This window comes from Elusimicrobiota bacterium, assembly GCA_026388095.1.
Taxonomy (GTDB): domain Bacteria; phylum Elusimicrobiota; class Elusimicrobia; order UBA1565; family UBA9628; genus UBA9628.
The window spans coordinates 102,186-128,325 of sequence record JAPLKL010000067.1; the positions used below are offsets into that span (position 1 = coordinate 102,186).

General features: G+C 67.6%; 22 protein-coding genes. 8 read left to right on the top strand and 14 right to left on the bottom strand.

Annotated features, from left to right (window positions below):
• The first annotated feature begins 369 nt into the window (after nucleotides 1-369).
• Nucleotides 370-1,077 carry an RNA methyltransferase gene (locus tag NTY77_17015; protein MCX5797193.1) on the top strand — a complete coding sequence of 236 codons (708 nt, stop codon included), beginning with the start codon at nucleotides 370-372 and terminating at the stop codon, nucleotides 1,075-1,077.
• Here the strand turns inward: NTY77_17015 and NTY77_17020 are convergent.
• The 8 genes from NTY77_17020 to NTY77_17055 all read right to left on the bottom strand — a co-directional run bounded on the left by NTY77_17020 (nucleotide 1,074) and on the right by NTY77_17055 (nucleotide 11,372).
• On the bottom strand, nucleotides 1,074-3,302 hold the full coding sequence (locus tag NTY77_17020; GenBank protein ID MCX5797194.1) for a GAF domain-containing protein: 2,229 nt from the start codon (nucleotides 3,300-3,302) through the stop codon (nucleotides 1,074-1,076). The two genes, NTY77_17015 and NTY77_17020, sit on opposite strands and share 4 nt — an antisense overlap.
• Before the next feature lie 79 nt (nucleotides 3,303-3,381).
• On the bottom strand, nucleotides 3,382-4,230 hold the full coding sequence (locus NTY77_17025; protein MCX5797195.1) for an SDR family oxidoreductase: 849 nt from the start codon (nucleotides 4,228-4,230) through the stop codon (nucleotides 3,382-3,384).
• A gap of 6 nt (nucleotides 4,231-4,236) precedes the next feature.
• On the bottom strand, nucleotides 4,237-5,466 hold the full coding sequence (locus NTY77_17030) for a twitch domain-containing radical SAM protein (GenBank protein MCX5797196.1): 1,230 nt from the start codon (nucleotides 5,464-5,466) through the stop codon (nucleotides 4,237-4,239).
• A gap of 100 nt (nucleotides 5,467-5,566) precedes the next feature.
• Nucleotides 5,567-8,365 (bottom strand): pyruvate, phosphate dikinase, encoded by a 2,799-nt coding sequence (ppdK, locus tag NTY77_17035; GenBank protein MCX5797197.1) that lies wholly within the window; start codon nucleotides 8,363-8,365, stop codon nucleotides 5,567-5,569.
• 43 nt (nucleotides 8,366-8,408) lie between these two features.
• Nucleotides 8,409-8,762: a response regulator gene (locus tag NTY77_17040; protein MCX5797198.1), complete on the bottom strand. Its 354-nt coding sequence runs from the start codon at nucleotides 8,760-8,762 to the stop codon at nucleotides 8,409-8,411.
• A gap of 26 nt (nucleotides 8,763-8,788) precedes the next feature.
• Nucleotides 8,789-9,082, bottom strand: a complete 294-nt coding sequence (locus NTY77_17045; protein ID MCX5797199.1) for a hypothetical protein — start codon at nucleotides 9,080-9,082, stop codon at nucleotides 8,789-8,791.
• 70 nt (nucleotides 9,083-9,152) lie between these two features.
• On the bottom strand, nucleotides 9,153-9,485 hold the full coding sequence (locus NTY77_17050; protein ID MCX5797200.1) for a metalloregulator ArsR/SmtB family transcription factor: 333 nt from the start codon (nucleotides 9,483-9,485) through the stop codon (nucleotides 9,153-9,155).
• A gap of 33 nt (nucleotides 9,486-9,518) precedes the next feature.
• On the bottom strand, nucleotides 9,519-11,372 hold the full coding sequence (locus NTY77_17055; protein MCX5797201.1) for a hypothetical protein: 1,854 nt from the start codon (nucleotides 11,370-11,372) through the stop codon (nucleotides 9,519-9,521).
• Between the two features lie 22 nt (nucleotides 11,373-11,394).
• Here NTY77_17055 and NTY77_17060 point away from each other — a divergent pair, with 22 nt between their 5' ends.
• Genes NTY77_17060 through NTY77_17075 form a run of 4 tightly spaced genes read left to right on the top strand, consistent with a single transcriptional unit; the run spans nucleotide 11,395 to nucleotide 15,958 of the window.
• On the top strand, nucleotides 11,395-12,642 hold the full coding sequence (locus NTY77_17060; GenBank protein ID MCX5797202.1) for a DUF1343 domain-containing protein: 1,248 nt from the start codon (nucleotides 11,395-11,397) through the stop codon (nucleotides 12,640-12,642).
• Nucleotides 12,643-12,681: 39 nt separating this feature from the next.
• A complete protein-coding gene (locus tag NTY77_17065) occupies nucleotides 12,682-13,911 on the top strand; it encodes an ATP-binding protein (GenBank protein MCX5797203.1) in 1,230 nt (409 codons plus the stop codon).
• Nucleotides 13,904-14,350, top strand: coding sequence for a response regulator (locus NTY77_17070; protein MCX5797204.1), 447 nt, complete (start codon nucleotides 13,904-13,906; stop codon nucleotides 14,348-14,350). The genes NTY77_17065 and NTY77_17070 overlap by 8 nt, the downstream gene beginning before the upstream one ends.
• Nucleotides 14,351-14,398: 48 nt before the next feature.
• Nucleotides 14,399-15,958 carry a hypothetical protein gene (locus NTY77_17075; GenBank protein ID MCX5797205.1) on the top strand — a complete coding sequence of 520 codons (1,560 nt, stop codon included), beginning with the start codon at nucleotides 14,399-14,401 and terminating at the stop codon, nucleotides 15,956-15,958.
• Here NTY77_17075 and NTY77_17080 read toward each other — a convergent pair.
• The 5 genes from NTY77_17080 to NTY77_17100 are packed head-to-tail and all read right to left on the bottom strand — an operon-like array spanning nucleotide 15,939 to nucleotide 20,582.
• Nucleotides 15,939-16,862, bottom strand: a complete 924-nt coding sequence (locus NTY77_17080) for an FkbM family methyltransferase (GenBank protein MCX5797206.1) — start codon at nucleotides 16,860-16,862, stop codon at nucleotides 15,939-15,941. The two genes, NTY77_17075 and NTY77_17080, sit on opposite strands and share 20 nt — an antisense overlap.
• A complete protein-coding gene (locus NTY77_17085) occupies nucleotides 16,859-17,899 on the bottom strand; it encodes an NAD-dependent epimerase/dehydratase family protein (protein ID MCX5797207.1) in 1,041 nt (346 codons plus the stop codon). Before NTY77_17085 ends, NTY77_17080 begins: the two co-directional genes overlap by 4 nt.
• Nucleotides 17,899-18,837: a glycosyltransferase family 2 protein gene (locus tag NTY77_17090; protein ID MCX5797208.1), complete on the bottom strand. Its 939-nt coding sequence runs from the start codon at nucleotides 18,835-18,837 to the stop codon at nucleotides 17,899-17,901. Before NTY77_17090 ends, NTY77_17085 begins: the two co-directional genes overlap by 1 nt.
• 3 nt (nucleotides 18,838-18,840) lie before the next feature.
• Nucleotides 18,841-19,764, bottom strand: coding sequence for a transketolase (locus NTY77_17095; GenBank protein ID MCX5797209.1), 924 nt, complete (start codon nucleotides 19,762-19,764; stop codon nucleotides 18,841-18,843).
• A complete protein-coding gene (locus tag NTY77_17100; GenBank protein ID MCX5797210.1) occupies nucleotides 19,764-20,582 on the bottom strand; it encodes a transketolase in 819 nt (272 codons plus the stop codon). The genes NTY77_17095 and NTY77_17100 overlap by 1 nt, the downstream gene beginning before the upstream one ends.
• A 75-nt stretch (nucleotides 20,583-20,657) precedes the next feature.
• Between NTY77_17100 and NTY77_17105 the strand changes: the two genes are divergently transcribed.
• Both NTY77_17105 and NTY77_17110 read left to right on the top strand, forming a co-directional pair.
• Entirely contained in the window at nucleotides 20,658-21,779 is a 1,122-nt protein-coding gene (locus NTY77_17105) for a CHASE2 domain-containing protein (protein ID MCX5797211.1), read from the top strand.
• A gap of 112 nt (nucleotides 21,780-21,891) precedes the next feature.
• Nucleotides 21,892-23,565 carry a phospholipase D-like domain-containing protein gene (locus NTY77_17110; GenBank protein MCX5797212.1) on the top strand — a complete coding sequence of 558 codons (1,674 nt, stop codon included), beginning with the start codon at nucleotides 21,892-21,894 and terminating at the stop codon, nucleotides 23,563-23,565.
• A 232-nt stretch (nucleotides 23,566-23,797) separates the two neighbouring features.
• On the opposite strand, the gene NTY77_17115 is transcribed toward NTY77_17110, so the two are convergent.
• Nucleotides 23,798-25,276, bottom strand: coding sequence for a hypothetical protein (locus NTY77_17115; protein ID MCX5797213.1), 1,479 nt, complete (start codon nucleotides 25,274-25,276; stop codon nucleotides 23,798-23,800).
• 49 nt (nucleotides 25,277-25,325) lie between these two features.
• Between NTY77_17115 and NTY77_17120 the strand changes: the two genes are divergently transcribed.
• A partial coding sequence (locus NTY77_17120) for a hypothetical protein (GenBank protein ID MCX5797214.1) occupies nucleotides 25,326-26,140 on the top strand: 815 nt, incomplete at its 3' end.

A 26,140-nucleotide genomic window follows, 5' to 3' on the forward strand; every position in this document is an offset into this window, starting at 1 on the left:
GTTCATCGGTTCTTTGATCCATTCGCTATGGGCGGGCTGGGCAATCGCAGGATAGGAAATGCGGATGGCGACCAGTCGTAAAAAATACGTTGCTTTCAAAATGATATTTTTACTTTTACCGCCAGCGCTGGAGGTATTGGCAAAAAGATGCTGCTGCTATAATCATAAACCTGCATTTTGGTCGCCGTGCTTTATCCTACAGTCCGGTTGACTCGCACGGAGGACCCGCGCTCATGGCTCCGCGCGGTTGCCGGCGGATTTCTCTTTTTGACAAAGAGCTATAATGCCGTTGATGACTGGGAACTCTACCGATGGCCTGAAGACTGGACCCGCCCAAGAGCATTCTTCGCAGCCGAAGGGGTAGCGGACATGACCAAGGCTGTCCGCCGATCGGAGATCCGGTTCGTCCTAGTCCGCCCCCGCGACCCCAACAACATCGGCGCGGTCGCCCGCGCCATGGCCAACTTCGGCCTGAGCGACCTCGTCTTGGCCGATCCCTATCCGCCGGTCTGGCGGGAGGCTCGTTCCGCCGTTGGCGCGGTAGACCTGCTCAAGCGCGCCAGCGCCCTCCCTCTGGAGGAGGCTGTCAAAGGCGCTGCCTTGGTCCTGGGGACCTGCGGGTCGGCGCGGCGGCTGCAAAAACCCGTGGTGAGCCTGCCCGGGCTCGGAGAGTTCCTGGGAGAACGGCTGACCGCCGGAGGGACGCTCGCGGTGCTCTTCGGCAACGAGAAGACCGGCCTGACGCGCGCGGAGCTCGGCCATTGCCACGCGGTGGTGCGCATCCCCACGGCGCCCGAGGTCCCGTCCATGAACCTCGGGCAGGCCGCCGCCTTGCTGGCCTATGAGCTCAGCCGCGGCGTCCGCGTCCCGCGCGCGGTGGCGCCCGACCTGGCCCCGGCCCCGGCCGAGCAGATCGAGGTCTTGGTGCGGGAGCACCTGCGGGCCTTCAAGGTCTTGGACTACATGCAGGGAGTCCCCGGGGCCGAGCAGTCCCGGCGGGTGCGCGACGCGCTCAAGCGCTTGCAGCCCTGCCGCAAGGACGCTGGCCTGCTTCTCGGCATCCTGCGCCGAGTCTAGATCCGTCTGGCCGTCACTGGCGCGTCGAGGGTCTCCCGGACCTTGCGCAGCAGCCGGGCGCGGCTGAAGGGCTTGGGCAGGAAGGCGATGCCCGGCCCTAGGATGCGGCCGTTGAGGACCGACTCCTCCGCGTAGGCCGAGGTGTAGAGCACTTTCATATCGGGGCGCTGCGCCGAGAGCCGCTCCGCCAGCTCCGGGCCGGTGAGCCCGGGCATGACCACGTCGGTCAAGAGCAGGTGCACCGGCCCGGGATGGCGCTGCGCCGCCTCCAGGGCCTCGGCGCCGTCCTTCGCGCCGAGGACCGTGTAGCCCTGCCGGCGCAAAAGCCGCTCGGCCAGCGCGCGCACGGGTGTCTCATCCTCGGCCAGGAGCACGGTCTCGCTGCCCCGAGGCACGTCTGCGGGCTCGGACGGAGACTTGGCGGACTTGGCCTGCTCGCAGCGCGGGAACTGGATGCGGAAGGTGGAGCCCCGTCCGGGCTGGCTCTGCACCGAGATGTCTCCGCCGCTCTGTTTGACGATGCCGAAGGCCGTGGAGAGCCCCAGCCCCGTGCCCTTGCCCTTGGGCTTGGTGGTGAAAAAGGGCTCGAAGATGTGGCTCAGGGTCCTTTCGTCCATCCCTTCGCCGGTGTCGCTGATCTCCAGGGCCACGCCGGGGCCGGCCGCGGGTCCCGGATGGTCCCGGTCCGGGCTCGCCTCCGGCCTCATGTTGCGGGTCGCGATGGTCAAGGTCCCGCCCATGGGCATGGCGTCGCGCGCGTTGAGCGCCAGGTTCACGACGACCTGCTGGAGCTGTCCGGGGTCCACCCGCACCAGGCCCAGGGCCGGCTCCAGGCGCAGGATGAGCTGGACCGGGGCGCCGACCAGGCGGCGCAGGAGGTCGGCGATGTCGGCCACGGCCTCGTCGATGTCGACGACCTGCGGCGCCAGGACCTGCCGGCGGCTGAAGGCGAGCAACTGCCTGGTCAGGGTCGAGGCGCGGTCCGCGGCCATGAGAATCTCGCGGGCGTCCTTATGCCGCTTGTCGTCCAGGGGGATATCCTCGGTCAGCAGTTCGGCGTAGCCGCGGATGGCGGTGAGGAGGTTGTTGAAGTCATGGGCCACGCCCCCGGCCAGGCGGCCGACGGCGTCCATCTTCTGGGCTTGGCGCAGCTGCTCCTCGAGCAGCTTGCGCTCCGTGGTGGGGACCACGGCCAGCAGGACCGCGGCGACCTCGCCCGCGGCGTCGCGCATGGGGCTGGCGATGATCTGCGACCAGATGCGGCGGCCGTCCGCGCCGCGCCCGGTGAGCTCGCGCTCCACGCGCTGGGCCCCGGAAGCGAAAGTCTCCCTGATGATGCAGTCGGCGTCCTCCTCCTCCCGCACCCCGAAGATCTCGTTGCAGGTCCGGCCCACGGCGTCCCCGAAGATGTCCTGCATGACCTGGTTGGCCCAGACGGTGCGATGCTCGCGGGAGAACACCGCCAGGCCCACGCCCGCGTGGCGTGTGACGGTCTCCAGACGGTCGCGCTCTGCGCTCAGGGCCTGCTCCGCTTCCCGGCGCCGGTCCTCCTGCTCCAGCTTCTCCAAGGCATAGGAAAGGTCCATGGCCAGCTCGGCCAGGAGCTTGACCTCCATCTCGTCGAAGAAGCCGACCTCCGCCGCGGCGATGCTCAGCACTCCCACGGGCCGGCCGCCGATGGTCAGGGGGAAGGCGGCGCCGGAGCGCAGCTGCGCGGCGCGGGCCAGCTTGTGCCAGGGGAGCATGCCGGGATCGGCCAGGATGTCGCGCAGCACCACGGGGCGGTTCTCGCGGATGGCGCGGCCGCTCAGGCCCCGCCCCTCCGTTACGTCGAGCGCCGATATCCAGTGCTGGGAGTAATGCCGGGCGGCCGTGCCGGCCCGCGCCGCCGGAACGACGCGGTTGGTGGCCGCGTCGATGAACCCCGCCCAGACCAGCGGGAATTCTCCCCGCTCGGCCGTGACGCGGCAGGTCTCTGCGATGAGCTCAGTCCGCCCGCGCGCGCGGACGATGGCGTGGTTGGCCGAGCTCAGGACCGTGTAGACGCGGTTGAGTCGGGCGATGCGGCCGGAGTCGGCCAGCTCGCGCAGCAGGTCGCTGTTGCGCTCGGCGAGCCAAGCTTTCTTGTGCCTCCGCCAGAAGACCCAGAACAGGGCGCACAGGATCATCCCCAGGCCCGCGGCAGCGGCATGCGCCAGGGCCGCCGGCCCGTACCAGTCGGTCATGGGCGACCTCCTTGACCTCTGTCCCTAATGATAGCGTTACGGGGTCAAATTTTCGGCAAGTCGGCGGGGTCCGGCCGGGCTACCAGTCGCGGCGCGCGCGGGAGAGCCCTTCGGCCAGGGTCCAGGGCGGGATCGCGATGAGGCCGGAGAGTCTTCCGGAATCCAGGGAGACGTCCCGCGGCCGGGGCGCGGCGAAGCGCGCCTCGGCCAAGCGGCACGGCTCGAGCAGGCTCTCCGGGAAGCCGAAGGCCCGGCAGACGGCCGCGCAGAACTCCTGGCGCGAGGCCCGGGTCGCCCCGGCCCAATGGAAAAGCCCGCCCAGCTCGGGGCGGCCCAGCAGGGCGGCCACGACCTCAGGCAGCTGGGCGCAGGGCGTGGGAGTGCGCCACTGGTCCGTGAAGCACTTGAGCGTCTGTCCGCGGGACAGTCTGTCGCGGACGGTGTCGAGGAAGCTCGGCCGGCCGCCGAGGGCTCGGCCGTAGACCGAGGCCACCCGCAGCACCGCCGCGTCCGGGCACTCGGCGAGCACCGCGTCCTCGGCGGCGAGCTTGGTGCGGCCGTAGACGCTGATGGGCCGGGGCCGGTCCGTCTCCTTGTACCAGGAGCCTTGGCCGTCGAAGACCAGGTCCGTGGAGAAGTGCACCAGGCGCGCTTTGAGCCGCCGGCAGGCCCGGGCCACGGCGTGCGCCCCGTCGGTGTTCACCCGGGCCGCGAGCTCCGGCTGGCGCTGGCATTCGTCCGGGTCGGCCAGCGCCGCGGTGTGGACCACGGCGGCAGGCGCCAGCGCGAGCAGGGCCCGCTCGACCTTCTCGGGCGCGCAGAGTTCGAGGCGCGTGCCCAGGGACTGCCACGGTCCCGAGAGCTCGCGCAGCAGGCGGCTGCCGATGAATCCCGAGGCGCCGGTGATGAGGAGCTTGGGCTCGGCCATGGGCCGTCATCCTTCCCGGCTGGGCGGGCCGAGAAGCTCCGCGAGCTCGGGGAACACCTCCGCGAAGTCCTCTCCTCGGATCCGGTCCAATCTCCGGGTGAGGCTCCGGAACATCTCCAGTGACGGCGCGTCCTGCGCGCCGAGCATGAAGTTGGTCGCGGCCTGCAGATCCAGCCGCAGAGAGCCGCAGGCGGCCGGCAGGGCGGCGCCGTAGGCCCGGTACCTCTGCGCGACCCGATCCTTGAGCGGCCCGGGGAGGATGACCAGCGAATAGCATCTGGGCACGCGCAGGATGTTCAAGCGGAAGGCCTCGGGGGCGATGAAGCCGCTCTCGCACCAGGCCTGGTGAAGATCGGGCAGGTGCAGCGCGTTCATCGCGCATAGGGTCGGAGCCAGAGAGAACTCCACCCTCGGACAGACCGCGAGCATCCGCCGCCGGTTGCGGACCGCCTGCTCCCAATCCTGCCCCTTGCGCAGGTACTCCCCGCGCCGGCCCATGCCGTCCAAGCTCGCGACCACGCGCACGGTCTCGAACTGGTCCCAGAGCTCCGCGAAGTCGCTGCCGCCGTGCGTCAGGGTCGAGAAGTTGGTGTTGTAGGAGAGCCGCACGTGGAACAGCTTCTTTTCGACGAGCAGAACGATGAGGCGCCGATGCTCCTCCGTGATCAGAGGCTCGCCTCCCGAAGACAGGTGGATCTCCTCGACGCCGGGGAGCAGCGGCTCGATCTGCCGGACCAGGTCCGCGGCGCCGGCGGCGCGCAGGATGTCCGTCCGGCCTTCCTCCAGGATGCCTATCCGTTGGGCGTCCGCGTACCAGGCGCTGCTGTTATGGGGGCCGCAGATCCGGCACCGGAAGTTGCATTCGTTGGAGAAGGTGAGGTCCAGGCAGGCCAGGTTGAGCCGCGCCAGGCTCCCGTCCTCGCGGGTCGCGGCCACCAGGGGAAAATGACCGGCCAGCCGGGTGTTGAGCGACTGGCGCAGACTGCAGGTGCCCCAGCGCTCCTCGTCGTAGCACCAGCGGCATCCAGGGCTCTCCCGCCCCGCCAGCATGTCCCGGCGGATGCGCCGCAAGGCCTCGCCGTCCCAGGCCTCCGCCAAGGTCCGGTCCCCCAGCCTGCCCACGGGCAGGCTCAGGTCGGCGACGCAGCAAGGGAAGATGCCGCCGTCGGCGCGCACGGTCAGGTTCGTCCAGGGCGCCAGGCAGAAGACCTGGGACCGCTTCAGGAGCTCCTCCATGCCTGTCATTATAGCGACTTCGGGCTCCCGCGGGGACCCGAAACAGGCCGCCCCGACAAGAACGGCCTGTCGGGGCGGGCGCTTTGCGGCTCGACGAGAGCTACTTCTTCTTGGCCGGCTTCTCCTTGACCACGGCTTGGGCCGCGGCCAGGATGGCGATGGGAACCCGGAAGGGCGAGCAGGACACGTAGCTGAAGCCCAGGGAGTGGCAGAACTCCACGCTCGCGGGCTCGCCGCCGTGCTCGCCGCAGATGCCGATCTTGAGGTCCTTGCGGGTCTTGCGGCCGCGCTCCACGCCCATGCGCATGAGCTCCCCGATCCCGTCCTGGTCGATGGTCTGGAAGGGGTCCGCGGGCAGTATGCCGTGCTTGAGGTAGTCGCCCATGAAGCCGCCGGTGTCGTCGCGCGAGAAGCCGAAGCCCATCTGCGTGAGGTCGTTGGTGCCGAAGGAGAAGAACTGCGCGACTTCAGCCAGGCGGTCGGCCACGATGCAGGCGCGCGGGATCTCGATCATCGTCCCCACCAAGTGCGGGATGACGCGCACGCCCTTGGCCTTGAGCACCTCCTGATAGACCTTCTCGACCAGGGCGAACTGGTTGTTCAGCTCCGTCTCCACGCAGACCACCGGGATCATGATCTCGGGCAAGGTCTTGATGCCTTCCTGGGCCAGCTCGACTGCGGACTCGAAGATGGCGCGGACCTGCATCTCGGTGACCTCGGGGTAGGTGATGCCCAGGCGTACCCCGCGGTGGCCCATCATGGGGTTGGACTCGCGCAGGCCGGAGGCGCGCTTCTCCAGCTCGTCGAGGCTGATGTTCAGGCTCTGGGCCAGCTCGGCGAGCTTCGCCGCCTCGTGCGGCACGAACTCGTGCAGCGGCGGGTCGATGGTGCGGATGGTGACCGGCAGGCCGGCCATGGCCTTCAAGGTCGCCTTGATGTCGGACTTGACGTGCGGGAAGAGCTCGGCCAGGGCGGCCCGGCGCTCCGCCTCGGTCTTGGACACGATCATCTTGCGCAGCTTGAAGAGCGGCTGCTCCGAGCCCTTGCCGTAGAACATGTGCTCCACCCGGAACAGGCCGATGCCCTCGGCGCCGAACTTGCGGGCGCGGGCCGCATCTTCCGGCGTGTCGGCATTCGCCCGGACCTTGAGGCGGCGCAGCTGGTTGCAGACCTTGAGGAAGTCCTCCAGGATCTGGTTGGACTCGCTGGCGTCGAGCATGGGCATCTCGCCTTCGTAGACCAGGCCCTTGGAGCCGTTCAAGGTGATCCAGTCGCCTTCCTTGAGGACCTTGCCGTCCTCGGTCTTGACGGTCTTCTTGTGCAGGTCGATCTCCAGGGCGCCGCAGCCGACCACGCAGCACTTGCCCCAGCCGCGGGCCACCAGGGCCGCGTGCGAGGTCATGCCGCCGCGGGCGGTGAGGATGGCCTGCGCCGCGCGCATGCCTTCCACGTCCTCGGGGTTGGTCTCCTCGCGGACCAGGATGACCTTCTTGCCTTCCTTGGCCCAGGCCACGGCGTCGTTAGCCGTGAAGACGATCTGGCCCTTGGCTCCGCCCGGGCCCGCGGGCAGTCCCTTGCCCAGAGGCTTGTGCGTGGCCTCGGCCTTGGGGTCCACGATGGGGTGCAGGAGCTCGTCGAGCTGGGAGGGGGTCACGCGCATCGCCGCCTCGTCCTTGCTGATGAGCTTCTCCTTGAGCATGTCCAGCGCCACCTTGACGGCGGCGGGGCCGTTGCGCTTGCCCACGCGGCACTGCAGCATGTAGAGCCGGCCCTTCTCGATGGTGAACTCGATGTCGAGCATGTCCCGGTAGTGCTTCTCCAGGCGCTTGACGATGTCCGCGAGCTCCTTGTAGACCGCGGGCATGAGCTGTTCGAGGCTCTTGAGGTCGCGGGACTGGTCGCTGCGGGAGGCCTCGTTGATGGGCTCGGGGGTCCGGATGCCGGCCACCACGTCCTCGCCTTGGGCGTTGACCAGGAACTCGCCGTAGAAGCGGCAGTCGCCGGTGCCCGGGTTGCGGGTGAAGCCCACGCCGGTGGCCGAGTCGTCGCCCATGTTGCCGAAGACCATGGACTGCACGCTGACCGCGGTGCCCCACTCCTCGGGGATGCCTTCGATGCGGCGGTAGGAGACGGCCCGCTTGCCCATCCAGGAGGCGAAGACCGCGCCGACCGAGCCCCAGAGCTGTTCCATGGGGTCGTCCGGGAAGGGCTGGCCCAGGACTTCCTGGACCTTGGCCTTGAACTTGGAGCAGAGCTCCTGGAGGTCCTGGGCGGAGAGCTCGGTGTCGAGCTTGACGCCCTTGCGCTTCTTGGCCTCGTCCATGATCCGCTCGAGCTGGCGGCGGATGCCCTGGTCCTCGGCCGGGGTGATGTTGGCGGCCTTCTCCATGACCACGTCCGAGTACATCATGATCAGGCGGCGGTAGGCGTCGTAGACGAAGCGCTCGTTCCTGGTCTGGGCGACCATGCCGGGGATGGTGGCCTCGGTGAGGCCGCAGTTGAGGATGGTCTCCATCATGCCGGGCATGGACTTGCGCGCGCCGGAGCGCACGGAGACCAGCAGAGGGTTCTGAGCGTCGCCGAACTTCTTGTCGGTGAGCTTCTCCACGCGGGCCAGGTTGTCGCTGACCAGCTCGCGCAGGCCCTTGGGATAGGTGCGCTTGTTGGCCCAGTAGTAGGTGCAGACCTCCGTGGTGATGGTGAAGCCGGGGGGCACGGGCAGGCGCAGGTCCGGGTGGCCGGCCATCTCGGCGAGATTGGCGCCTTTGCCGCCCAAAAGGTTCTTCATGGACTCGTTGCCGTCGGCTCTGCCGCCGCCGAAGAAATAGACGGGCTTGCCGATCTTCACGGACTTGGCGGACGAGGTGCTGGATCTGCGGGACAGGACGGATGCTGGCATGTTGGAGGGCCTCCTTGGTGGACGACGGAAGAGATTATAGGAATTAGGCCGCGGGCCTGTCCACGCGGAGCCCCTGCAGCTCGCGATGGAGGCGGCCGAAGTCCAGGGGCTTCCTGAGATAAGCCCGCGCCCCCAGCAGAAGGGCGTCTTTCCCGGAGCCGGGGTCGCCAGCGCCGCTCATGACCAGGACCGGGGCGCTGGTCCAGCGGGCGAGCTCGGGTATCGAGCGCAGGCCGGTCATTCCCGGGAGGATGTTGTCCGTCAGGATGGCGTCATAGCGGCGTTCGCGGACCAGCGCGATCGCGTCCTCCGCGCTGGAGACGCCGTCGGCAGCGTAGCCCAGGCAGCCCAGTTTCCCCGCGCATTCGAGCAGGTGTTCGGAGTCGTCTGCGACGATCAGCAGCCGGAATCCGGACGGGTTCTTCAGGATGGGGAGACCCCGAAATGCATGCCGACTCCGGCGTCGGCCACGATCTCCTGGAAGCGCTTGAGCGCGCTCTCCGGATTGTTGTCCAGGCCGTCCACCTCGATGCAGAACAGGTCGCTCTTGGGGTTGGCCCGCGTGAGCCCCTTGACGTCCTTGAGCTTCGGGATGAGGCGCCGCTGCACGCGCACGCCGTAGTACCGCGAGGTGATGGGGCGTATCTCCACGATCCCGGGGCCCGCGTTCGGGATCTGCGGGATCCGGGCCGCCGCTTTGGCTGTTCGGGTCTTCATCTCAGCCCTCCTCGGCCATCATATGCTTATATGACCGGGTATTCATATATGAGCTAGAAAAATATCACCTTCAGACCTGCCCGAGATGGGCCAGCACGCTTTGGCTCTCTTTCAATTTCTTGCGCAGGATCTCGGCGATGGGCCGCAGGACGTGGAAGATGTCGGCGTCGCGCACGGAGTAGAACACCGTCGCCTTCTCCTGCCGGGAGGAGAGTATCCCCGCCATCCGGAGGATGGAGAGATGCTTCGACAACCCCGATTGTTCGACGCCGAGCCCTTTGACCATCTCCCCGACCGACGCCTCCCGGCTCTTGAGGTGTTCGATGATCTGCAGGCGGAGCGGGTGCGCCAGGGACTTCAGGAAATCGGCCTTGATCTTGAAGACGAGGTTCTTGTCCTTCATCTGTCTATATGATTATATGAGAATTATACCATATCACCGGACTTCACGGCAGGCCGCGGGCCCGCGCCCTTGTTCGAGCCGGTCCCGGTAGTAGCGCGCCAGGGCCAGGTAGAAGCCCGGGATGCGCTCGTCCGGGAGGCTCTCCGCCGCCGTCACGGCCTGCCGGTACTGCTCCAAGGCCTCCCGGCAGCGTCCCTTGGATTCCAACAAGGAGCCCAGATTGACGCGGGCCGCGATGTCGGCGGGGTCGAGGGCCACGGCCCGCGAGAGGTCCTGCCAGGCGGGGCGGGGCTTGCCGGCCAGCGCGCGCTGCGCTCCCCGCACGGTCAAGGCGTCGGCGCGGCGCGTCCCGCGCACCACGAGCTCGTCCATCAGCAGCGCCGCCTCCGGGAACCTCTTGAGCCCCTGGAGGGCTATGGCCTGCTGCCGGACGGTCTGGGAGGAGGCGACCATGGCCTGGTCCAGGAGTCCGCGATCCCCGTCCATGAGGGCCTGGTCGATGAGTATCCGGGCTTGGATGTCCGGGTCGGCCCCCGGCAGGCGCAGGGCGCGCTGGAGGCCGGCTGCGGCCGAGGCCTTGTCCTGCGTCTCGGCGCAGCGCAGCAAGGAGAGGGGGCTGGCGGGCACGCGGCAGGGGAAGCTCAGCCAGGCGGCTTCGACGCCGAGATAGCCGGCGCAGAGCAGATGCAGAGCCGCCAAGACGCCGGCCAGGGCCGCAGCCAGCCAGCCGGGCGGCTCCGCGGGAGGCAGGCCGGCCGAGGGACTGCGCGCCGCGCGTCGCCAGGCTTCGGCCAGGGCGCAGCCGGCCAGGACCCCCAGGCAGGGCAGCACCGGCTCGAAATAGCGCGGCTCCCAGGACATGGGGCTGTGCGCGATGAAGAAGTAGAGCGCGACCGCGGCCAGCAGCTTCGGCCGCGGGTCGCGGCGCTTCCAGAAGAGGAGCCCGCAGGCCAGGAGCCACAGGACCCAGTGGAGCCTCAAGGCCAGGACGAAGCGCTTCAACGTGGAGGCCAGATAAGAGGCCGGGTGCTCGCGTATCCCGGCCAGCGCCATGTCGCGCATGCGCTCGACCGGTCCCGGGGAGGCCAGGGGAGCGGTGTCGAGCTTGCCGGCCAGCACGTCCTGGTAGCCGTAGCCCGGGGTGTTCTCCACGTAGCCCAAGGAGGCGGCGTAGAGGTTGCGGGAGGCGGCGCCTTGCTCCAGCGGGAGGAAGGCGCGGAAATGCCGGTAGTTGCGGGCGGTCCAGGGCGCCAGCAGCAGGTAGGACGCGGCCAGCAGCAGGGCGGCCCCGCGCCGCAGGCGGCGCAGTTCCGCGGACCAACAGAAGACGGCCAGCAAGAACGGGGGCAGGAGGAATAGAGTCGAGCGGCACAGCAGGCTCAGCGCCACCGCTGTCCCGGCCAGAGCCGCTCCGGCCGCCTTGGGGCGCCGCTCCCAGCAGAGCAAGGCGGCGCACACGGCCAGGACCAGCAGGCAGAAGAAGGGCTCGATGTTGTAGCTGGGCACTTCGGCGATGAGGCGCGGGTCCAGGGCCACGAGCAGGGCCGCCAGGAGTCCGGCCAGCGGGGAGTGGATGAGCAGTGCGAGCCAGGCCGCGGCGGGGATGGCCGCGGCCGAGAGGAGGGCCTGCCAGCGCGGGAAGGGGATGCGCACCGGGAACCAGCTCTCCCGGGTGAGCGCGATGAAAGAGGGGAAGAGGGGGCTGCGGAAGGCGCTGGGCTGGTCGTTCTCTCCCAGCAGCCGGTGCGAGACGAGGTTGTCGGCCAGCACGGTGTAGTCGGGGCGCGCGAAGAGCAGCGGGCCGCCGCTCTTCTGCCAACGCAGGGCCAGGCCGCAGAGGCAGATGAGGCCGAGGCAGGAGAGCCAGACGCCGCGGCGCATGCGCATAGGGCTATGGTATCATAGCGGCATGTCCAGCGCGCGCCGGTTCCTGCCCCTGTGCCTTCTGCTCTTGGCGGGCTGCGTGGAGCCCCCGCCGCATCCGGTCAAGGCCCCGCCCGGCAAGGTCCTGACCGGCATCGACGTCCTGGAGGCCGGCGGCTTCCAGGAGCTGCGGGGCCGCAGGATCGGCCTCATCACCAACCACACGGGGCGGGACTCCCAGGGCCGCGCCACGGCCGAAGTCCTGGCCGGCGCCCCGGGCGTGACGTTGGTCGCCATCTTCTCTCCCGAGCACGGCTTCAACGGCGTGGTCGAGGACGCCAAGGTGAGCTCGACCTCCGTGAGCCTGGCCGGGCGCGACATCCCGGTCTACAGCCTCTACGCCGGCGGCCTGGCCGGCATGCGGCCCAAGCCTGAGGACCTGCGCGGCATCGACACGCTGGTCTTCGACATCCAGGACATCGGCGCCCGCTTCTACACGTACCTGGCGACCATGGGCATGGCCATGGAGGAGGCGGCCAAGGCCCACGTTGCCTTCATCGTGCTGGACCGGCCCGACCCCATCAACGGGAGCGTGGTGGAAGGGCCCATGCTCACCGACCTGGAACTGCCCAAGCTCTCGCCCACCTCCTATTTCCCGGTGCCGGTCCGGCACGGGCTGACCGCGGGCGAGATGGCGCAGCTGCACAACGAGAAGGCCCACGTCGCCCATCTGCACGTCGTGCGCATGCTGGGCTGGAAGCGCGGGATGTGGTACGACCAGACCGGCCTGCCCTGGGTCGCGACCTCGCCCAACATGCCCGACCTGGCGGCCGCGACCCTCTACCCGGGCTTAGGCCTCTTCGAGGCCAGCAACCTCGCCGTGGGCCGCGGTACGCCCCACCCCTTCGGCTGGGTCGGGGCGCCCTGGCTCGATTCCAAGCGCGCGGCGCGCAGGCTCAGCGACGCCCTCCTGGACGGCGTCACCTTCACGGCGCAGGACTACACCCCGACCAAGTCCGTCTACGAGGGAGAGCTCTGCCACGGGATACTCATCACCATCACGGACCGCGAGACGCTGCGGCCTCTGGCGTTGTTCCGGCACCTCGAACAGACCCTCACCGAACTGCACGGACAGGATTTCCAGTGGAAGTGGGAGGAGGTCCGCAAGATGACCGGCTCCGGCGAGTTCCAGCGCATCTGCGAGCGCGGCCACGACCGCATCAAGATCATGGAGCTCTTCAACCGGGGCGCGGAGAGGTTCGAGAAGTCGCGCCGGCCGTATCTGCTCTACTGATCGGTGGCCCGAAAGGGACTTATTCCGCCGATAAGCAAAATGAAAGATAAATATCGGATGGGTGAGCCGCAGATCGAAGCACTTTTACAATATGCCAATAACATCATTGCCACATTAAGAGGGTCGTTTTTGGTTCTGGATAAGAACTTGCAAGTTATTTCCGCCAACCAAGCGTTCTATGCCACCTTCAAGGTCGTGGAGAAGGATACGATAGGCCGGCTGCTTCCCGATCTGGGCAATAGACAATGGGCTATCCCGAAACTGCTCATCCTGCTTAAAGAGATCCTTCCGGAAAAGAAAGCTGTAAAAGATTATGAAGTCGAGCATAAGTTCGAGCAGATCGGCGAGCGAGCCATGATCTTGAATGCCTGTCAGATGCGTGTCACTAAAAAAATAGCCGGGGCCATAGCGGCAGGAATAAGAGAAGCAGCGGCAGAAGAAGAGGAAGAAGGAGAAGAAGATCTGATCCTGCTGGCTATCGAAGACATAACTCAACGCAAACAGGTGGAAGAGAAGATAACAAAACTGAATGCGGAGCTCGAAGAGCGCGTCCTGCAGCGCACATCGGAGTTGTCGAGAGCTGTCAAGGAACTGGAGGCCTTCAGCTACTCGGTCGCGCACGATTTGAAGGCCCCGCTCAGGGCGATGTCGGGGTTCTCGAATATCCTCTCCGAAGACTATGCTCCCAAGCTCGACGATAACGGCAGGAGATTGATCGGTGTCATTAAAGACAACGCGAGAAATATGGGGCAGCTTATCGATGATCTCCTCAAGTTGTCTCATTTGCTGAGACAGGAGCTGGACATCGTCGATATAGACATGACGACGCTCGCGCAGTCCGTGTCTCGTGAGTTGGGTGGGGAGCTCTTTGGCGGCCGGGCGATAGAAGTGTCCGTAAAACCGTTGCCGCTCGCGCGTGCCGACCGCACTCTCGCAAGGCAGATATTCACGAATCTTATTTCAAATGCCATAAAATTCGCTTCCCACAAAGACAACGCCCTTATAGAGATCGGGGGATACGACCAGGGCCGGGAGCATGTCTATTACGTCAAAGATAACGGCGCGGGATTCGACATGAAATACGCTGATCAGCTCTTCGGGGTGTTCCATCGGCTTCACGCGCAGGACGAGTTCAGCGGCACCGGGATAGGTCTTGCGATCGTCAGTAACGCTGTTCGTCGCCACGGAGGCACGGTGTGGGCCGAGGCAGAGACTGATAAAGGGGCCACGTTCTATTTTACGCTGCCCAAAGGAGGTCAAGATGAATGATGGTGAGCAGATAGAGGTGCTTTTGGTCGAGGATAATCCAAATGATGTCGAGCTTATCATGAGAGCTTTCAAGAAGCACAACCTTGCCAACAAGGTCCATTTGGCTAAAGATGGCGCAGAGGCGCTCGATTTCGTGTTCTGTACCGGCGCCTATAAAGACAGGGACATCCGAAAGCCGCCCAAGGTCGTCATCCTCGACCTGAAATTGCCCAAGGTCAGCGGGAAAGAAGTCCTTAAGCGCATGAAGTCTGATGAGAGGACCAAGACCATGCCGATCGTGGTCATGACATCTTCCCAGGAAGAGAGCGATGTCGTTGAAAGCTATAATTACGGCGTCAACAGCTATATCGTCAAGCCTGTCGATTTCGAGAAGTTCGTCGATACGATCCAGGGACTCGGCATGTACTGGCTCTTCATCAATAAGCCGCCCGTGGTCTAAGCGGTCATGGATGGACCCCTTTGTCCAGCCCCTAGGCAGGGAAGGCACGTGAGGATCGACTTCTTCCGTCCGGGCCAGGCCTTCCTGCTCCTGGCCGCGGTCGTGCTGACCCTGGGACTGTTCCGCATATCCGGCATAGGCTTCTACAACGACGACTACGTCCTGCTCGCGGCCATGGCCAAGGTCCCGGGCGCCGGGCTCCTCGGCATCATGCGCAGCCTGACCCAAGAATGCGGCGCCCTGTTCTGGACGCGGCCGGTGGACATGATCTACCTGCCGCTCCTTTACCGCCTATTCGGAACCGATCCCTTGCCCTACCAACTGCTGTCCCTGGGCCTATCCCTGGCCTGGGTCTGGGCCTTCTATCGCTTCCTGCAAGAGACCGTCTCCGGGCCCTCCCTGGCCCTGGTCGCCGCCCTACTGGCCGCTTTGCACCCGGCGCATGACGCGACCCGACTTTGGTTCTCAGCCAGCATAGCCCCGGCCGCGCTCCTGGGGACCCTGACCGCCATGCGCTTATACAGGGCCTGGCGGCAGAACGGCGGTTGGGCCAGGCTCGCCGCGGCCCTGGTCATATTCGCAGCAGCCACGCTCTTGTATGAGGCGGCCGCGCCCTTGGTCTTCCTGCTCGCCTGGCCTGAATACGCGGCCGCCCGGCCGGGACGCTCTCTGACGCAGGCCGGCCGGGCCGCGGCCCTGCGCTGCGTCCCGATGTGGGGCATGTTCCTGGTCTTGATGGCCTACCAACGCATCCTGGTCCCCCGGTTCATGGGACTGGAGCGCCATCCCGTGTCATTGAGTCTGGGCCATGCGCTCAAGACCTTGACCACGGGCCTGGAATGCTGCCTAGGCAACCGCATGCTGCATCTGATGTCCAAGCAAGCCGCCTACGCGGCCGGGGATTTTCACTCCTGGGATTGGCTGCTCCTGGCCGCGGCCGCGGCCGCGCTGGTCTGGGCGCTGCGCCGGTCGGCCACGCCTGAGCCTCGCCTGGACGGCATGATCCCGGCGGCGGCCGCGATCTGGATAGTCCTGGGCTATCTCCCTTATTTCTTCGACCGGGCCTATATCCCCGCGATATTCGACGCCCGCAACCGCTTCAACCTCAGCGCCTGCGCAGGCGCGGCCCTGCTGCTGGCCTGGGTCTGGAACCGGGCCGCGATCAGCGAGCGGCCCGTCCTGAGGCGCGGGGCCACGCCGGTCCTGGCCGCATTCCTGGTCTGGTCCCTGCTCGCGGGCTGGGCCTCCAACGCGCAGTGGGCCCGCGCCTACGGACTGCAGCAGGAACTGCTGTCGGCCCTGACCCAAGCCCGCCCGGCCCGAACCGGGAACATCCTGGTGTTCGGGGTGGGCCCCGGCCCGGGCTCGGGGATGGTGTTCGATTCAGGCTACGACCTGGAATACGCGCTGCGCCTGCGTCCGGACGCGGGCGGCCTGCAAGCCCTGCTGGCCCAAGGCCGGGTGCGATTCGAGCCGGAGGCGGCGGTCGTCGGGGGGAAGCGACTGCCATATCGAGATCTGCGCGCCTACGACCATCAGACCCGGCGCTGGAAGGACATCCGCAGCGCCGCGGACGGCGCTGATTGGGTCAGCGCGCTAAAAGCCTGAGCTTGGCCGCGTGCTGGGCCGGGTGCAAGAAGAAGAAGTTGGTGTCCACCGTGGATTCGTCCACCTTGGGGCATTCCGATAAGCGCCCCTCATCCAGCCGGAAGCAGCGGTAGCCCAGCTCCGCGAGCAGGGCGATGATGTCGTTGGGATGATACTCGAACTGCGCCGCCCATTTGCGCAGCATCTCCGAGAATATGACCGGGCGGTCGCGGCCGATGGTCTCCCGGCCTCCGCGCAGCACGAACAGCTCCGCGCCCTCCACGTCGCATTTGATGAAATCCACCCGCAATCTCTCTTCCCGCGTGAAATCATCCAGCCGGCGTACGCGGCAAGCCAACTCGCGCACGCCTTCCCGCCCGGATAGATTGGCTGCGGAAGCGTTGGCCGAGCCCTCGGGGTAGAAATAGAAGGTCTGCGTCGCTTCTTTTTCGCCCAGCCCGAAATCCAAGCAGCGCACGTTGGACGCTCCGTTGATGCGCACGTTCTCCTGCAGGTCCTTGTAGGTGCCGGCTATGGGCTCGAAAGAGAAGACCCGGATGTCGGGCTTGCGGCGCGCCAAAGTCAGGGCGTACCAGCCGATGTTGGCGCCCACGTCGAACACGGTCGCCTCCTGGTCCAGGAGCATGAGGCAGGCCTCGATGTATTCGCGCTCGTACGTCCCGAAATTGAGCATCTCCAGGGGCGCCAGACGGCGGTCGCCCTGGGCGCAGACCAAGCGCAGCCCGGTGTCCCGCACCGTCATGAGCACCCGCCCATCCGTGATCTCGATGGAGGAGATGTCCGTGTCTTTCAAGAACCGCGCGTACTCATGCAATATGCCGTGATGACGGTACATGGCCTCTATGTAGTCGGGCTTGGATATCGCGGAGCGTCCGTAAGCGCGGCGCAGTTCGTCTAGGTTCATAGGTTGTAGGCCAAGGTGCGGCGCAGGCCTTCCTTCAGGGTATAGCGCGGCCGCCAGCCCAGGCCGCGCAGGCGCGACAGGTCAGGACAGATGCGGGAAGGCGCTCCGCCCGGGGGCGGGCAGCCGGACGGGCGCCGCAGCACGCGCAGGCGCCGCTCCGGGAACGTCCGCACCAGGAACCGCGCGAAATCCGACACGCTGAGCGCGGCCCGGTCATGTCCCACGTTATACGCCTCGCCCTCCGCGCCGCGCAGGAGCACGGTGAAGAACGCGGCCGCGGCGTCGGCCAGATAGCAGAAGGAGCGCACGACCCGCCCGTCGCCCTTGAGCACGATGTCGCGGCCGCGCACGATGTCTCCCACGAAATCGCTGAACACCCGGCCGTCGTGCAATGGCATGCCCGGACCATACGTATGGAACGGCCGGACCACCCGGAAGGGCACGCCGTATTGCCGGTGCCAGGCCGCGCACAGGCTTTCGCCCGCGCGCTTGCTCTCGGAATAGCAGGAACGGACGGCCAAGGGGTCCACCGGCCCCCAGCGGTCCTCCCGGATGCGGCCCCAAGCCGCCGGGACCTCGCCGTAGACCTCGCTGCTGCTGAAATATAGGAAGCCGGCGCTCTTCCGGGCTCGGGCCAACTCCAACAGACGCCAAGTGCCCAGGATGTTGGGCGCCAAGGTGCCGACCGGATCGCGGCGGTAGTAGCGGGGGCTGGCCTGGCTGGCCGCGTGGATGATGTAGTCCGGCGCGAGACGCGCGGGCAGCGGCCCGGCCGCGTCCGCGACCACGAGACGCAGATCGCGGCGGCCGCGATAGTGAGCGAATCGGCGCCGGGCTTTGGCCCCGTTGCGGACCAGGCCGACCACGGTCACGCCCAGCTTGCGCGCCTCATTAAGGAAGAGCAGGGTCTCGGCCATGTAGGCGGGCAAGAAACCGCCGGCTCCCGTGATCAGCACCGTGCTGCCCGCCAGGCGCCGGAAAGGCAGGCCCAGGCCGGCTAGCCCGCGGAGGTCTTCCGTGACGACAGGATGTCGCATCAGAGATTGATCTTGTCTTGGATGAACCCGCGCGGCATGCGCAGGCTCTGCGCGTATATCTTGCGTATGTACTCCCCGATGATGCCGATGGCGCAGAGCTGGGCGCCGGCGAAGAAGGTTATGAGCGTGGCCAGAGTCGTGAACCCATGCGGGGCCTGGCCCGGGAATATGAACTTGGCGGCGACCAGGATCACGGTCATAGCGAAACCGAGTGCCGCTAGCAGGAATCCCAGCACGATCACGGCCCGGATGGGCACGGCCGTGGTGGAAAGCAGCCCGTTGATGGCGTAGGCGACCAAGGCCGGTAGGCCTTGGCTGGAGCGCCCGCCGCTGCGCTCGACCCGGCGGTAGGGCACGGCCTTCTGGGGGAAGCCCACGTGCGCCACGATGCCGCGCAAATAGGGGTCGTCGTCGCCGTATTCCCGGAACGCGTCCAGGACCCGGCGGGAAGTCAGGCGGAACTCGCCGGCGTTGCGGGGCAGGGACACGTCGGACAATGCGGAGACGATGCGGTAATACAGCCGCCGCACCGCCTGCATGAGCGCGCCTTCCTCGCGGGCCAGGATCTGCCCGTAGACCACGTCGTAGCCCGCCTCCCAGCCCCGGATGAACTCCGGGATGACCTCGGGCGGGTCCTGCAGGTCGGCTTGGATCAAGACCGCCGCGTCCCCGCGCGCCTGCGCAAGCCCTATCATGATGGCGCGATTGGCCCCGATATTGCGGGAGAACCTCAGGGCCTTGACCTCGGGATGGACCGCCCCCAGGCCGCGCAGCAGTTCGAAGGTCCGGTCCGCGGAGCAGTTGTCGGTGTATATGTGCTCGAAATCGTAGCGCTCGCGGAAAGGCGCCGCCGCGGTGCGGACCCGCTCGAAATGCCGCTCCACATTGGCCTCTTCGTTGAAGCAGGGAGTGACTATGGAGATCAGCCGTTTCGCCATGACCTAAGTTCCTTGGGCGGGAGGCAGCAACGCTCGGATGCGAGACCCCAGTTGCGCGTCTGAAAGACCATGCTCGGACAGAGCATATTGGTAGGAACCGCAGCGTGTCGGGAATTTGTCCTCGAGGGAAAGACTGTGGATCCTGGGCCGGTGCGCTACAGCGTCCCCGAGGCACAGCGCGTCCAAGACCAGGGCAGCCAAGCCTCCGTAGCGGCTATGCTCCTCCACGACCACGACCACGGAGAACCGGCCGAGCATCTCGGGGAGACGCTCTCCGACGGGCTTGAGCTGCGGCATGGAAACGCAGGCCAGATCGAGTTCTTTGGCAATCCTCAGGCAGGAGCTGACCATGGAACCGGTCGCCACCAGGCAGACCTTGCGGCCGGAGCCGGTACGCAAGAAATGCGGGTCTGTGGAGTCCAAAGGACCATCGTGCGCCACCGACCGGTCCTCTTTGCCGATGCGGATGTAGCTGGGCCCTTGGTAGCGCATCGCGGCATCGTAACACACCTGCATCTCAGCCCGGTCGGTCGGAGAATAGATGCGCAGATTGGGCATGGCCGCCACGGCGGCGATATCTTCGCCGCATTGGTGGGTCACCCCCCAGGTCGAATAGACCAGCCCCGCCCCGTCTCCCAGCACGACGACCGGCAGCCTGGAAACGCAGAGATCGAGCTTGATCTGCTCGAGGACCCGCATGGGGACGAAAGCCGCCAGCCCATAGACCATCGGTTTGAAGCCCACGCGCGCCAAGCCCGCCGCGATGCCGATCATGCCTTGCTCCGCGATGCCGGCATTGATGAATTGAGCCGGACGTTCGCGCCGGATCTGGTTGAACAAGACACAGCCATGATCTCCCGAAAGCATGACAAAAGACGGGTCTCGGACGGCCGATCGCGTGATGAGGTCCGATAGAAGCGCTCGCATCAGCGTGCCAGCTCCGCAAGCGCCCGCGCCAGGGTCTGCTCGGTCAGTTGGGTGTAATGCCACTGGTTGTCGCCTTCCATGAAGGAAACGCCCTTCCCCTTGACCGTCCGCGCGACCAAGACTTGCGGCTGCCCGGCGGCGCGGCTGATGAGATCCTCCAAGGTCGTCTCAAGAGCCTTGGTGTCATGGCCTCCACATTCCGCGGCCGCAAGTTTGAAGGCCCGGAATTTGTCCAGCAGCGGCTCCATATCGAGGATGTCCTTGGTCCGCCCCAAAGCCTGCCACTGGTTGGCGTCGACGACCACGGTGAGGTTGTCGAGTCCATGGTGCGCGGCGAAGGCGAACGCCTCCCACATGGAACCCTCATTGAGTTCTCCGTCTCCGACGATGCAGTAGACCCGCTGTCGGGTGTCGCGGCGCTTGAGGCCCAGGGCGATCCCGACCGCCACCGGAAGGCCGTGCCCCAAGGACCCGGATGTCGCCTCGATCCCCGGCGTGCCGGCCTCCGCCAACCCCCGAAGCTCGGAGCCATCGGAGAAGTAGCTGTCGAGGTGCTCCTGAGTGAGCCAATTCAGCTCGCGCAGGCAGGCGTAGAGGGCCATGGCGCCGTGACCCTTGGACAGCACCAGATAGTCGCGCCCTGGATCGCCGGGGTCGAGCGGGTTGAAGCGGAGGAATCTGGAGTAAAGGACCGCCAGGATCTCGATGAGCGAAAAAGCGCAGGCGATGTGGACCGCCTGTCCCCGGTAGGCCATGTGCAGGACGTGCCGCCGCAGGTCGGCTGGCTGGAGGGCGGGCCGAGGATCCGGATTCAGCATGACTCATGATAACATTTCATCGGGATTGCCCGGCAGCGGCAGGCTGGCTGCGATGAAAAGAATTATACTAATCGTATGAAAAAGCATCTCCCCTGGCTGGCGCACGCTCTCGGCATCCTCCTCTTGGCGGCTCTCGTCCTGGGAGCGTCGTCGCGCGCCCCGCGCCTGCGCCGGAGCATCGACAACTCCGTCCAGAACCTCCTCTACCGGCTGCGGGGAGCCCAGCCCGGGGACCCGCGCATCGTGCTGGCCGCCATCGATGACGAGTCGCTCTCCCGCATCGGGGCCTTCCCGTGGCGCCGGTCCGTTTGGGCGCGCCTGATCGACCGTCTGACCCGGCTCGGGGCGCGCACCATCGCCTTCGATGTGATGTTCCTGGAACCTTCGGCCTACCCGGCCGACGACAAAGCCCTGGCCGAGGCGACCCGAAGGTCGGGCCGGGTCATCCATGCCGCGATCCTGAACCGGAGCCGGGATGGCCGGCCCGAGGAGCGCCTGGACTCCCTGCCCATCGTCGCGCGCGGCGCCGCGGGGGTGGGAAACGTCTCCGTCACCGCGGAGATCCAGCCCGACGGCACGATCCGGAGCTATTCGACCAGGATGCGCTCCTCAGGACATCCGGACACCTTCCCCATGGGCTTGGTGGCCGTCGCCCATTATCTCCACCAGGATCCCCAGCAGTTGGCGGCGGCCCTGCCGGCCAGGCTCCGTCTCAACTACCGAGGGTCTTGGGCGGACCGGAGCTTCACGGTGATCCCCGTCTGCCACATCCTCGACGACCAGCTCACTCTCGCGGAGACCGGCGCGCTGCGCGAGGCCGTGGTCTTCGTCGGCTCCGTCTCGTCGCTGGCTTTCGACCTGTATCCTTCCCCGTTCGGCGGGCAGATGCCCGGCCCGCTGGCGCAGCTCACCTTGGCCGACAACCTCCTCGCTCATCGCTGGTTCGCGACCCTGCGCCCGGCCGCCGACTTCCTCGTGTGCGCGGCGCCCGCGGCCCTGCTGATGGCCTGGTGCGCCGCCCTATCCAGCGCAGCCTACCTGGCGGGCGTGGCGGGGGTGGCGCTGGCCTGCGTCCTGGCCGGTTGGCTGGCCTTCGCGGCCGGCCTTTGGCTCAGGCCGACCATCATGCTGACGGTTTTCCTGGTGGGTTTGGTCTGGACCCTCGCGGCCAGACTGATCCCCGTCCGGAGGGGCTAAAGTCCTAGGGAGGCCGGGCCCATGAGCCCTTGCCCGGGCAGGCCCGATGGCGGCTCGGGAGCGGGCCAAGTGGCTCTTAGGAAAAGGTCTTCCCATCGGCGATAATGACGGTATGACAACTTCGCGCCGCTCCCTGCCTCGGGCCCTGCTGGCTTTCCTCTTCGCCTCCCAGTGCGCCGCGGCCGCCGTCGTGCAGGGGCCGATCCGGCTCCAGTCTTGGACCCCCGCCATGGGGCTGCCGGCGCTTGCGGCGCACGCAGTGTCCCCCGCTCTCTCCAGCTCTGCCCGCACCGCGTCCTTGCTTCTCTCCGCGCCGGTCCTGCCCGCGGCCCCGCAGGTCAGCCCCCTGGCCGCACCTCTCGACGCGCCCCTCCCGGCGGTCCAGCCGGCTGCTCCAGTCTCGGCCTTGGGCCAGGTCGGCTCCGCGGCCCAGGACTTCACCGGAGCCTGGACCCGCGGCGACGCGCTGGGCGCGCAGGAAGCGTTGGGGACGCATTTCGACGGCTTGGCCCACGCGGCCCCGGCCGATGCGGGAGCGGAGCTCGGCGCAGGCGTGGTCCAGCCTGCTCCGGCCCCGATCGCGGATGTCCCGTTCCACGGCCTGCGCCTGCCGGCGGCCCAGTTCTCGGAAGAAGGGCCCGGCTGGATGAGCTCGAAGCTGATCGCGGCCATGGACGCGACCCAGGACACCATGGACCTCGCGCTCCTCGAGGTGATGCACCGCGACCTGGTGGCGGCCGTCCTGCGCGCGCACGCCCGCGGCGTGAAGGTGCGCATCGTCATAGACAGCATCCACGTCTACCCCGAGAAGCCCGGCCAGCACCGCTCGGACGAGATCCAGCAGCTTCTCGACGCGAAGGTCCCGCTGCGCATCCTGCGCGGGGGGGACAGGTTCGGTTTGATGCACAACAAGTTCGCGGTGCTGGACGGCCAGCTGGTCTGGTCCGGCTCGGCCAACTGGTCCCGTGCCGCGGACAACGTGCACCAGGAGAATGCCACTTATACCAACGATGCCCACCGCGTCTCAGGCTTCCAGGAGGTCTGGGGCTGGATGTGGGGCCTGGGCAAGCCTTTCGGCGAGCCGGCGGGCAGGGCCGATGGGCGCACGCCCCCGCAGGACTCCCAGCGTCCGGTGCGGTTCCACGGCGAGGGCTTCCCTGCCTACGCCTTCGCGCCCGGCGACGGGGCCGAGGGCTGGCTGCTCCAGGCCATCAAGCTCTCGCGCCGGACCCTCGACATCGCCATGTTCAGCTGCACCTCCGGCCGCATCCAGTCGGCCCTGCTCGAGGCCCGCAGCCGCGGGGTGAAGGTCCGCATCGTCTTCGACAAGGCCCAGTTCCGCTACCTGCCGCCCATGATGTGGTTCGTGGACAACGGCTTCGACGTGCTCCTGGGCGAGGGCTTCCGGCCGGGCAAGAGCGCCATGCACCACAAGTTCGTGGTCTTCGACGGGGAGCTGGTGCAGAACGGCTCCTACAACTGGACCGATAACGCCAAGTTCAACAACTTCGAGAACGTCCAGTTCTGGGACGACCCGGCTCTCGTCGCCAAGTACCTCGCGGGCTACGAGCGCCTGCGCGCGCGCAGCAGCCCGATCACGGATGAGGACATCGCGGCCAACAAGGCCACCGCCGCGGAGCGCGCGAAGGAGGAGAAGGAGGGCGTGGCCCCCGTTGAGAAGACCGGCGACGGGCGGCTCACCCGCTGGTCCGCTCCGCTTTGGGGCAGCAGGCGCCTGGCCCTCTCGCCGTTCCGCAGGGCTCCCGGCGCGGCATTGCTGGGCTAGCAGGCTGCTGATAAGCCCTCCTGCGGAAAGGACTGGTCCGGACCCAGTCCTTTCGGTAGCGGGCAACAGTCCGTCCCCGAACTGGCGAGCCGAAGGCTCGCCAGTCGCGCCTAAGGCGCCATCCTTCGTGCAACCTATCGGCTGGGTTCTGCCGCCCCGCTTCGCGGGTCGGTTGCGCCCGGCAGACGGCCGCCGGGCGCTCACAGAACGGACTTTATCAGCAGCCTAGCCGCTACAAGCCCACGGGCATGCGCCCCATGACCCGGATACGCCCCAGCAGAGCCCGCGCCGCTGCCCGCTGAGCGGCCGCGATATTAGAGAAGGCGCAGAGCCCCGGCCGGCCGGGGAAATCGGCCAGGACGAAGGGGCTGCCGAAGGAAACCACCACCGTCTCGCGAGCCTGCCGCGCCAGGGCCGCCGCCCGGGAGACTTCCGCGGGCTCCAGCTTGATGCGGCCTGAATAGGCTCGCGGCCTCAGGAAGATCCCCAGGACCAGGACCTCGTCCGGCCTCGCGGGGCCCGAGACGCAGCGCACCTCAGCGCCCAGCCGGCGCAACTCGGCGAGAAAGCCCCGGCCCTTCCCATCCTTGGGCTCCGCGCCGGCCTCCGCGTAAGCGATGCGCCGGCCCTTGAGCGAGGCGGGCTGGCCGCGCCAGGCCAGGCAGGAGTCGGCCATTTTCTGCGCCAGAGCTTCGTGCCTGGCGCCGCCGACCGCGGACAACAGCCTTCTGGCCGGCATGGGGTCCTCGAACAAGCCGGCCCGGAGCTTGGCGTAGCGCAGGCGCCTCAGGGCCAGCTTGGCCAGCACGGCGACGCCGCGGCCGGCCAGCGCCGCGGGCAGTCCGGCCAAGAGCCGCTCCGGGTCCTTGGGGACCAGAAGCACGTCGGCGCCGGCGCGCAGGGCCCGGACCGCCGCCTCGGCGTCGCCGTAGCGCTTGGAGACGGCGTGCATGTCGAGCGCGTCGGTGGAGACCAAGCCTCGGAACCCGAGTCCGCCGCGCAACAGGCGCCCGGCGGCGGCCGAGAGAGAGAAAGGCCCGCGGCCGCCGCCCAGGGCCGGGACCGCGAGATGGCCCAGCATGACCGAATCCGCGGTCTTGGCCAGAGCGCGGAAGGGCGCCAAGTCGCCGCGCTCGAGCAGGCGCCGGCCGGCAGCCACCAAGGGCAGCTCCAGATGCGAGTCGCGCGCGGTGCGGCCGTGGCCCGGGAAATGCTTGAGACAGCCCAAGACGCGATGCGCGCGCAGGCCCGCGAGATACGCCCTGGCCATGCGCGTCACCAGGGCCGGGTCCGCCCCGAATGAGCGGACGTTGACGATCGGGTTGTCCGGCTCCACGGCCAGATCCACGACCGGGGCCAGCACCCAGCGCACCCCCAGAGCCAAGGCCTCTTCGGCGGTGACCTCGGCCTTGAGGCGCGCCAGCTCCGCGCGGCCTGAAGCCGCGATCCCCATGTCGGTCGGCAAGGCGGTGGCCCCGGCGCAGTGCGAGGCGGCCCCATCCTCGTAGTCGGCGCAGAAGAGCAGGGGCACCCGCGCCAGGGCCTGGAGCCGCGCCGTGAAGGCCGCGATCTGGCGGGCCTCGCCCTTGTAGAGGCAGAAGCCGCCGACTCCGGCCTTGACCAAGGAGACGGCGCGCCGCGGGTCGTCCCGGCCGAACTGGAAGCCCGGGAACACGAGCTGGGCGGCCGCGCATCCTGCGCCGTCTGGCATGGGGGGATTATGCAATATTTGTATAATCGCGCAAATGTACACTGGGGCCATGACCCTCGGACGGCGCCTCTCTCTGGCGGGGCTCATCCTGGGCCTCTCGGCCGGCGCCCTGCAGGGCCAGGCGCCGGGAGCGGACGTCCCCTACAACGTCAAGACCGACCCTCTGACCGAGGCGCAGACCCAACTGCTGCTGCAGAACAAGTACCAGATCCGGGAGGACGGGACGGTCACGGCCGCGGATGGCTCCCAGCCCATGGCGCGCGGGGACATGCCCTTCGTCATCCAGAGGCTGGAGAGCGGGCAACGGCTCAAGGCCCTGCTGCAGATCAACCTCATCCTGAATCGCAGCGAGGGCGAGAAGAACCTCACCGCGGAGGAGCGCGAGTCCATCCGCAAGATCGTCAAAGAGAGCTGGCGTCTCTTCACGCTCAAGACGCGCAAGACCTTCCGGAGCTACTTCTCCCTGCAGGAGCTGGAGGTCATGGACTTGGCTCCGCTTCCCCAAGCGAGCATGGAGGAACCAGCGCTGAGGGACCAAGAGGGGATCATGGCGCCGGTAGCGGCGGCTCCCGCCGTGCCTCCGGCCGCGGCAGCGCCTGCGGTCGTGGCGCCTGCGGCAGTGGCCGTTCCCCCGGTGGCGGCAGCGCCTGCGGTCGTGGCGCCTGCGGCAGTGGCCGCTCCCCCGGTGGTTGCAGCGCCTGCGGTCGTGGCGCCTGCGGCAGTGGCCGCTCCCCCGGTGGCGGCAGCGCCTGCGGTCGTGGCGCCTGCGGCAGTGGCCGCTCCCCCGGTGGCGGCAGCGCCTGCGGTCATGGCGCCTGCGGCAGTGGCCGCTCCCCCGGTGGCGGCAGCGCCTGCGGTCGTGGC

What these genes read in the sequence shown, in the direction of transcription:
- NTY77_17015 (MCX5797193.1), top strand. Translation starts at nt 370, where the DNA reads ATGACCAAGGCTGTCCGCCGATCGGAGATCCGGTTCGTCCTAGTCCGC.
- NTY77_17020 (MCX5797194.1), bottom strand. Translation starts at nt 3,302, where the DNA reads ATGACCGACTGGTACGGGCCGGCGGCCCTGGCGCATGCCGCTGCCGCG.
- NTY77_17025 (MCX5797195.1), bottom strand. Translation starts at nt 4,230, where the DNA reads ATGGCCGAGCCCAAGCTCCTCATCACCGGCGCCTCGGGATTCATCGGC.
- NTY77_17030 (MCX5797196.1), bottom strand. Translation starts at nt 5,466, where the DNA reads ATGGAGGAGCTCCTGAAGCGGTCCCAGGTCTTCTGCCTGGCGCCCTGG.
- ppdK (MCX5797197.1), bottom strand. Translation starts at nt 8,365, where the DNA reads ATGCCAGCATCCGTCCTGTCCCGCAGATCCAGCACCTCGTCCGCCAAG.
- NTY77_17045 (MCX5797199.1), bottom strand. Translation starts at nt 9,082, where the DNA reads ATGAAGACCCGAACAGCCAAAGCGGCGGCCCGGATCCCGCAGATCCCG.
- NTY77_17050 (MCX5797200.1), bottom strand. Translation starts at nt 9,485, where the DNA reads ATGAAGGACAAGAACCTCGTCTTCAAGATCAAGGCCGATTTCCTGAAG.
- NTY77_17055 (MCX5797201.1), bottom strand. Translation starts at nt 11,372, where the DNA reads ATGCGCATGCGCCGCGGCGTCTGGCTCTCCTGCCTCGGCCTCATCTGC.
- NTY77_17060 (MCX5797202.1), top strand. Translation starts at nt 11,395, where the DNA reads ATGTCCAGCGCGCGCCGGTTCCTGCCCCTGTGCCTTCTGCTCTTGGCG.
- NTY77_17065 (MCX5797203.1), top strand. Translation starts at nt 12,682, where the DNA reads ATGAAAGATAAATATCGGATGGGTGAGCCGCAGATCGAAGCACTTTTA.
- NTY77_17070 (MCX5797204.1), top strand. Translation starts at nt 13,904, where the DNA reads ATGAATGATGGTGAGCAGATAGAGGTGCTTTTGGTCGAGGATAATCCA.
- NTY77_17080 (MCX5797206.1), bottom strand. Translation starts at nt 16,862, where the DNA reads ATGAACCTAGACGAACTGCGCCGCGCTTACGGACGCTCCGCGATATCC.
- NTY77_17085 (MCX5797207.1), bottom strand. Translation starts at nt 17,899, where the DNA reads ATGCGACATCCTGTCGTCACGGAAGACCTCCGCGGGCTAGCCGGCCTG.
- NTY77_17090 (MCX5797208.1), bottom strand. Translation starts at nt 18,837, where the DNA reads ATGGCGAAACGGCTGATCTCCATAGTCACTCCCTGCTTCAACGAAGAG.
- NTY77_17095 (MCX5797209.1), bottom strand. Translation starts at nt 19,764, where the DNA reads ATGCGAGCGCTTCTATCGGACCTCATCACGCGATCGGCCGTCCGAGAC.
- NTY77_17100 (MCX5797210.1), bottom strand. Translation starts at nt 20,582, where the DNA reads ATGCTGAATCCGGATCCTCGGCCCGCCCTCCAGCCAGCCGACCTGCGG.
- NTY77_17105 (MCX5797211.1), top strand. Translation starts at nt 20,658, where the DNA reads ATGAAAAAGCATCTCCCCTGGCTGGCGCACGCTCTCGGCATCCTCCTC.
- NTY77_17110 (MCX5797212.1), top strand. Translation starts at nt 21,892, where the DNA reads ATGACAACTTCGCGCCGCTCCCTGCCTCGGGCCCTGCTGGCTTTCCTC.
- NTY77_17115 (MCX5797213.1), bottom strand. Translation starts at nt 25,276, where the DNA reads ATGCCAGACGGCGCAGGATGCGCGGCCGCCCAGCTCGTGTTCCCGGGC.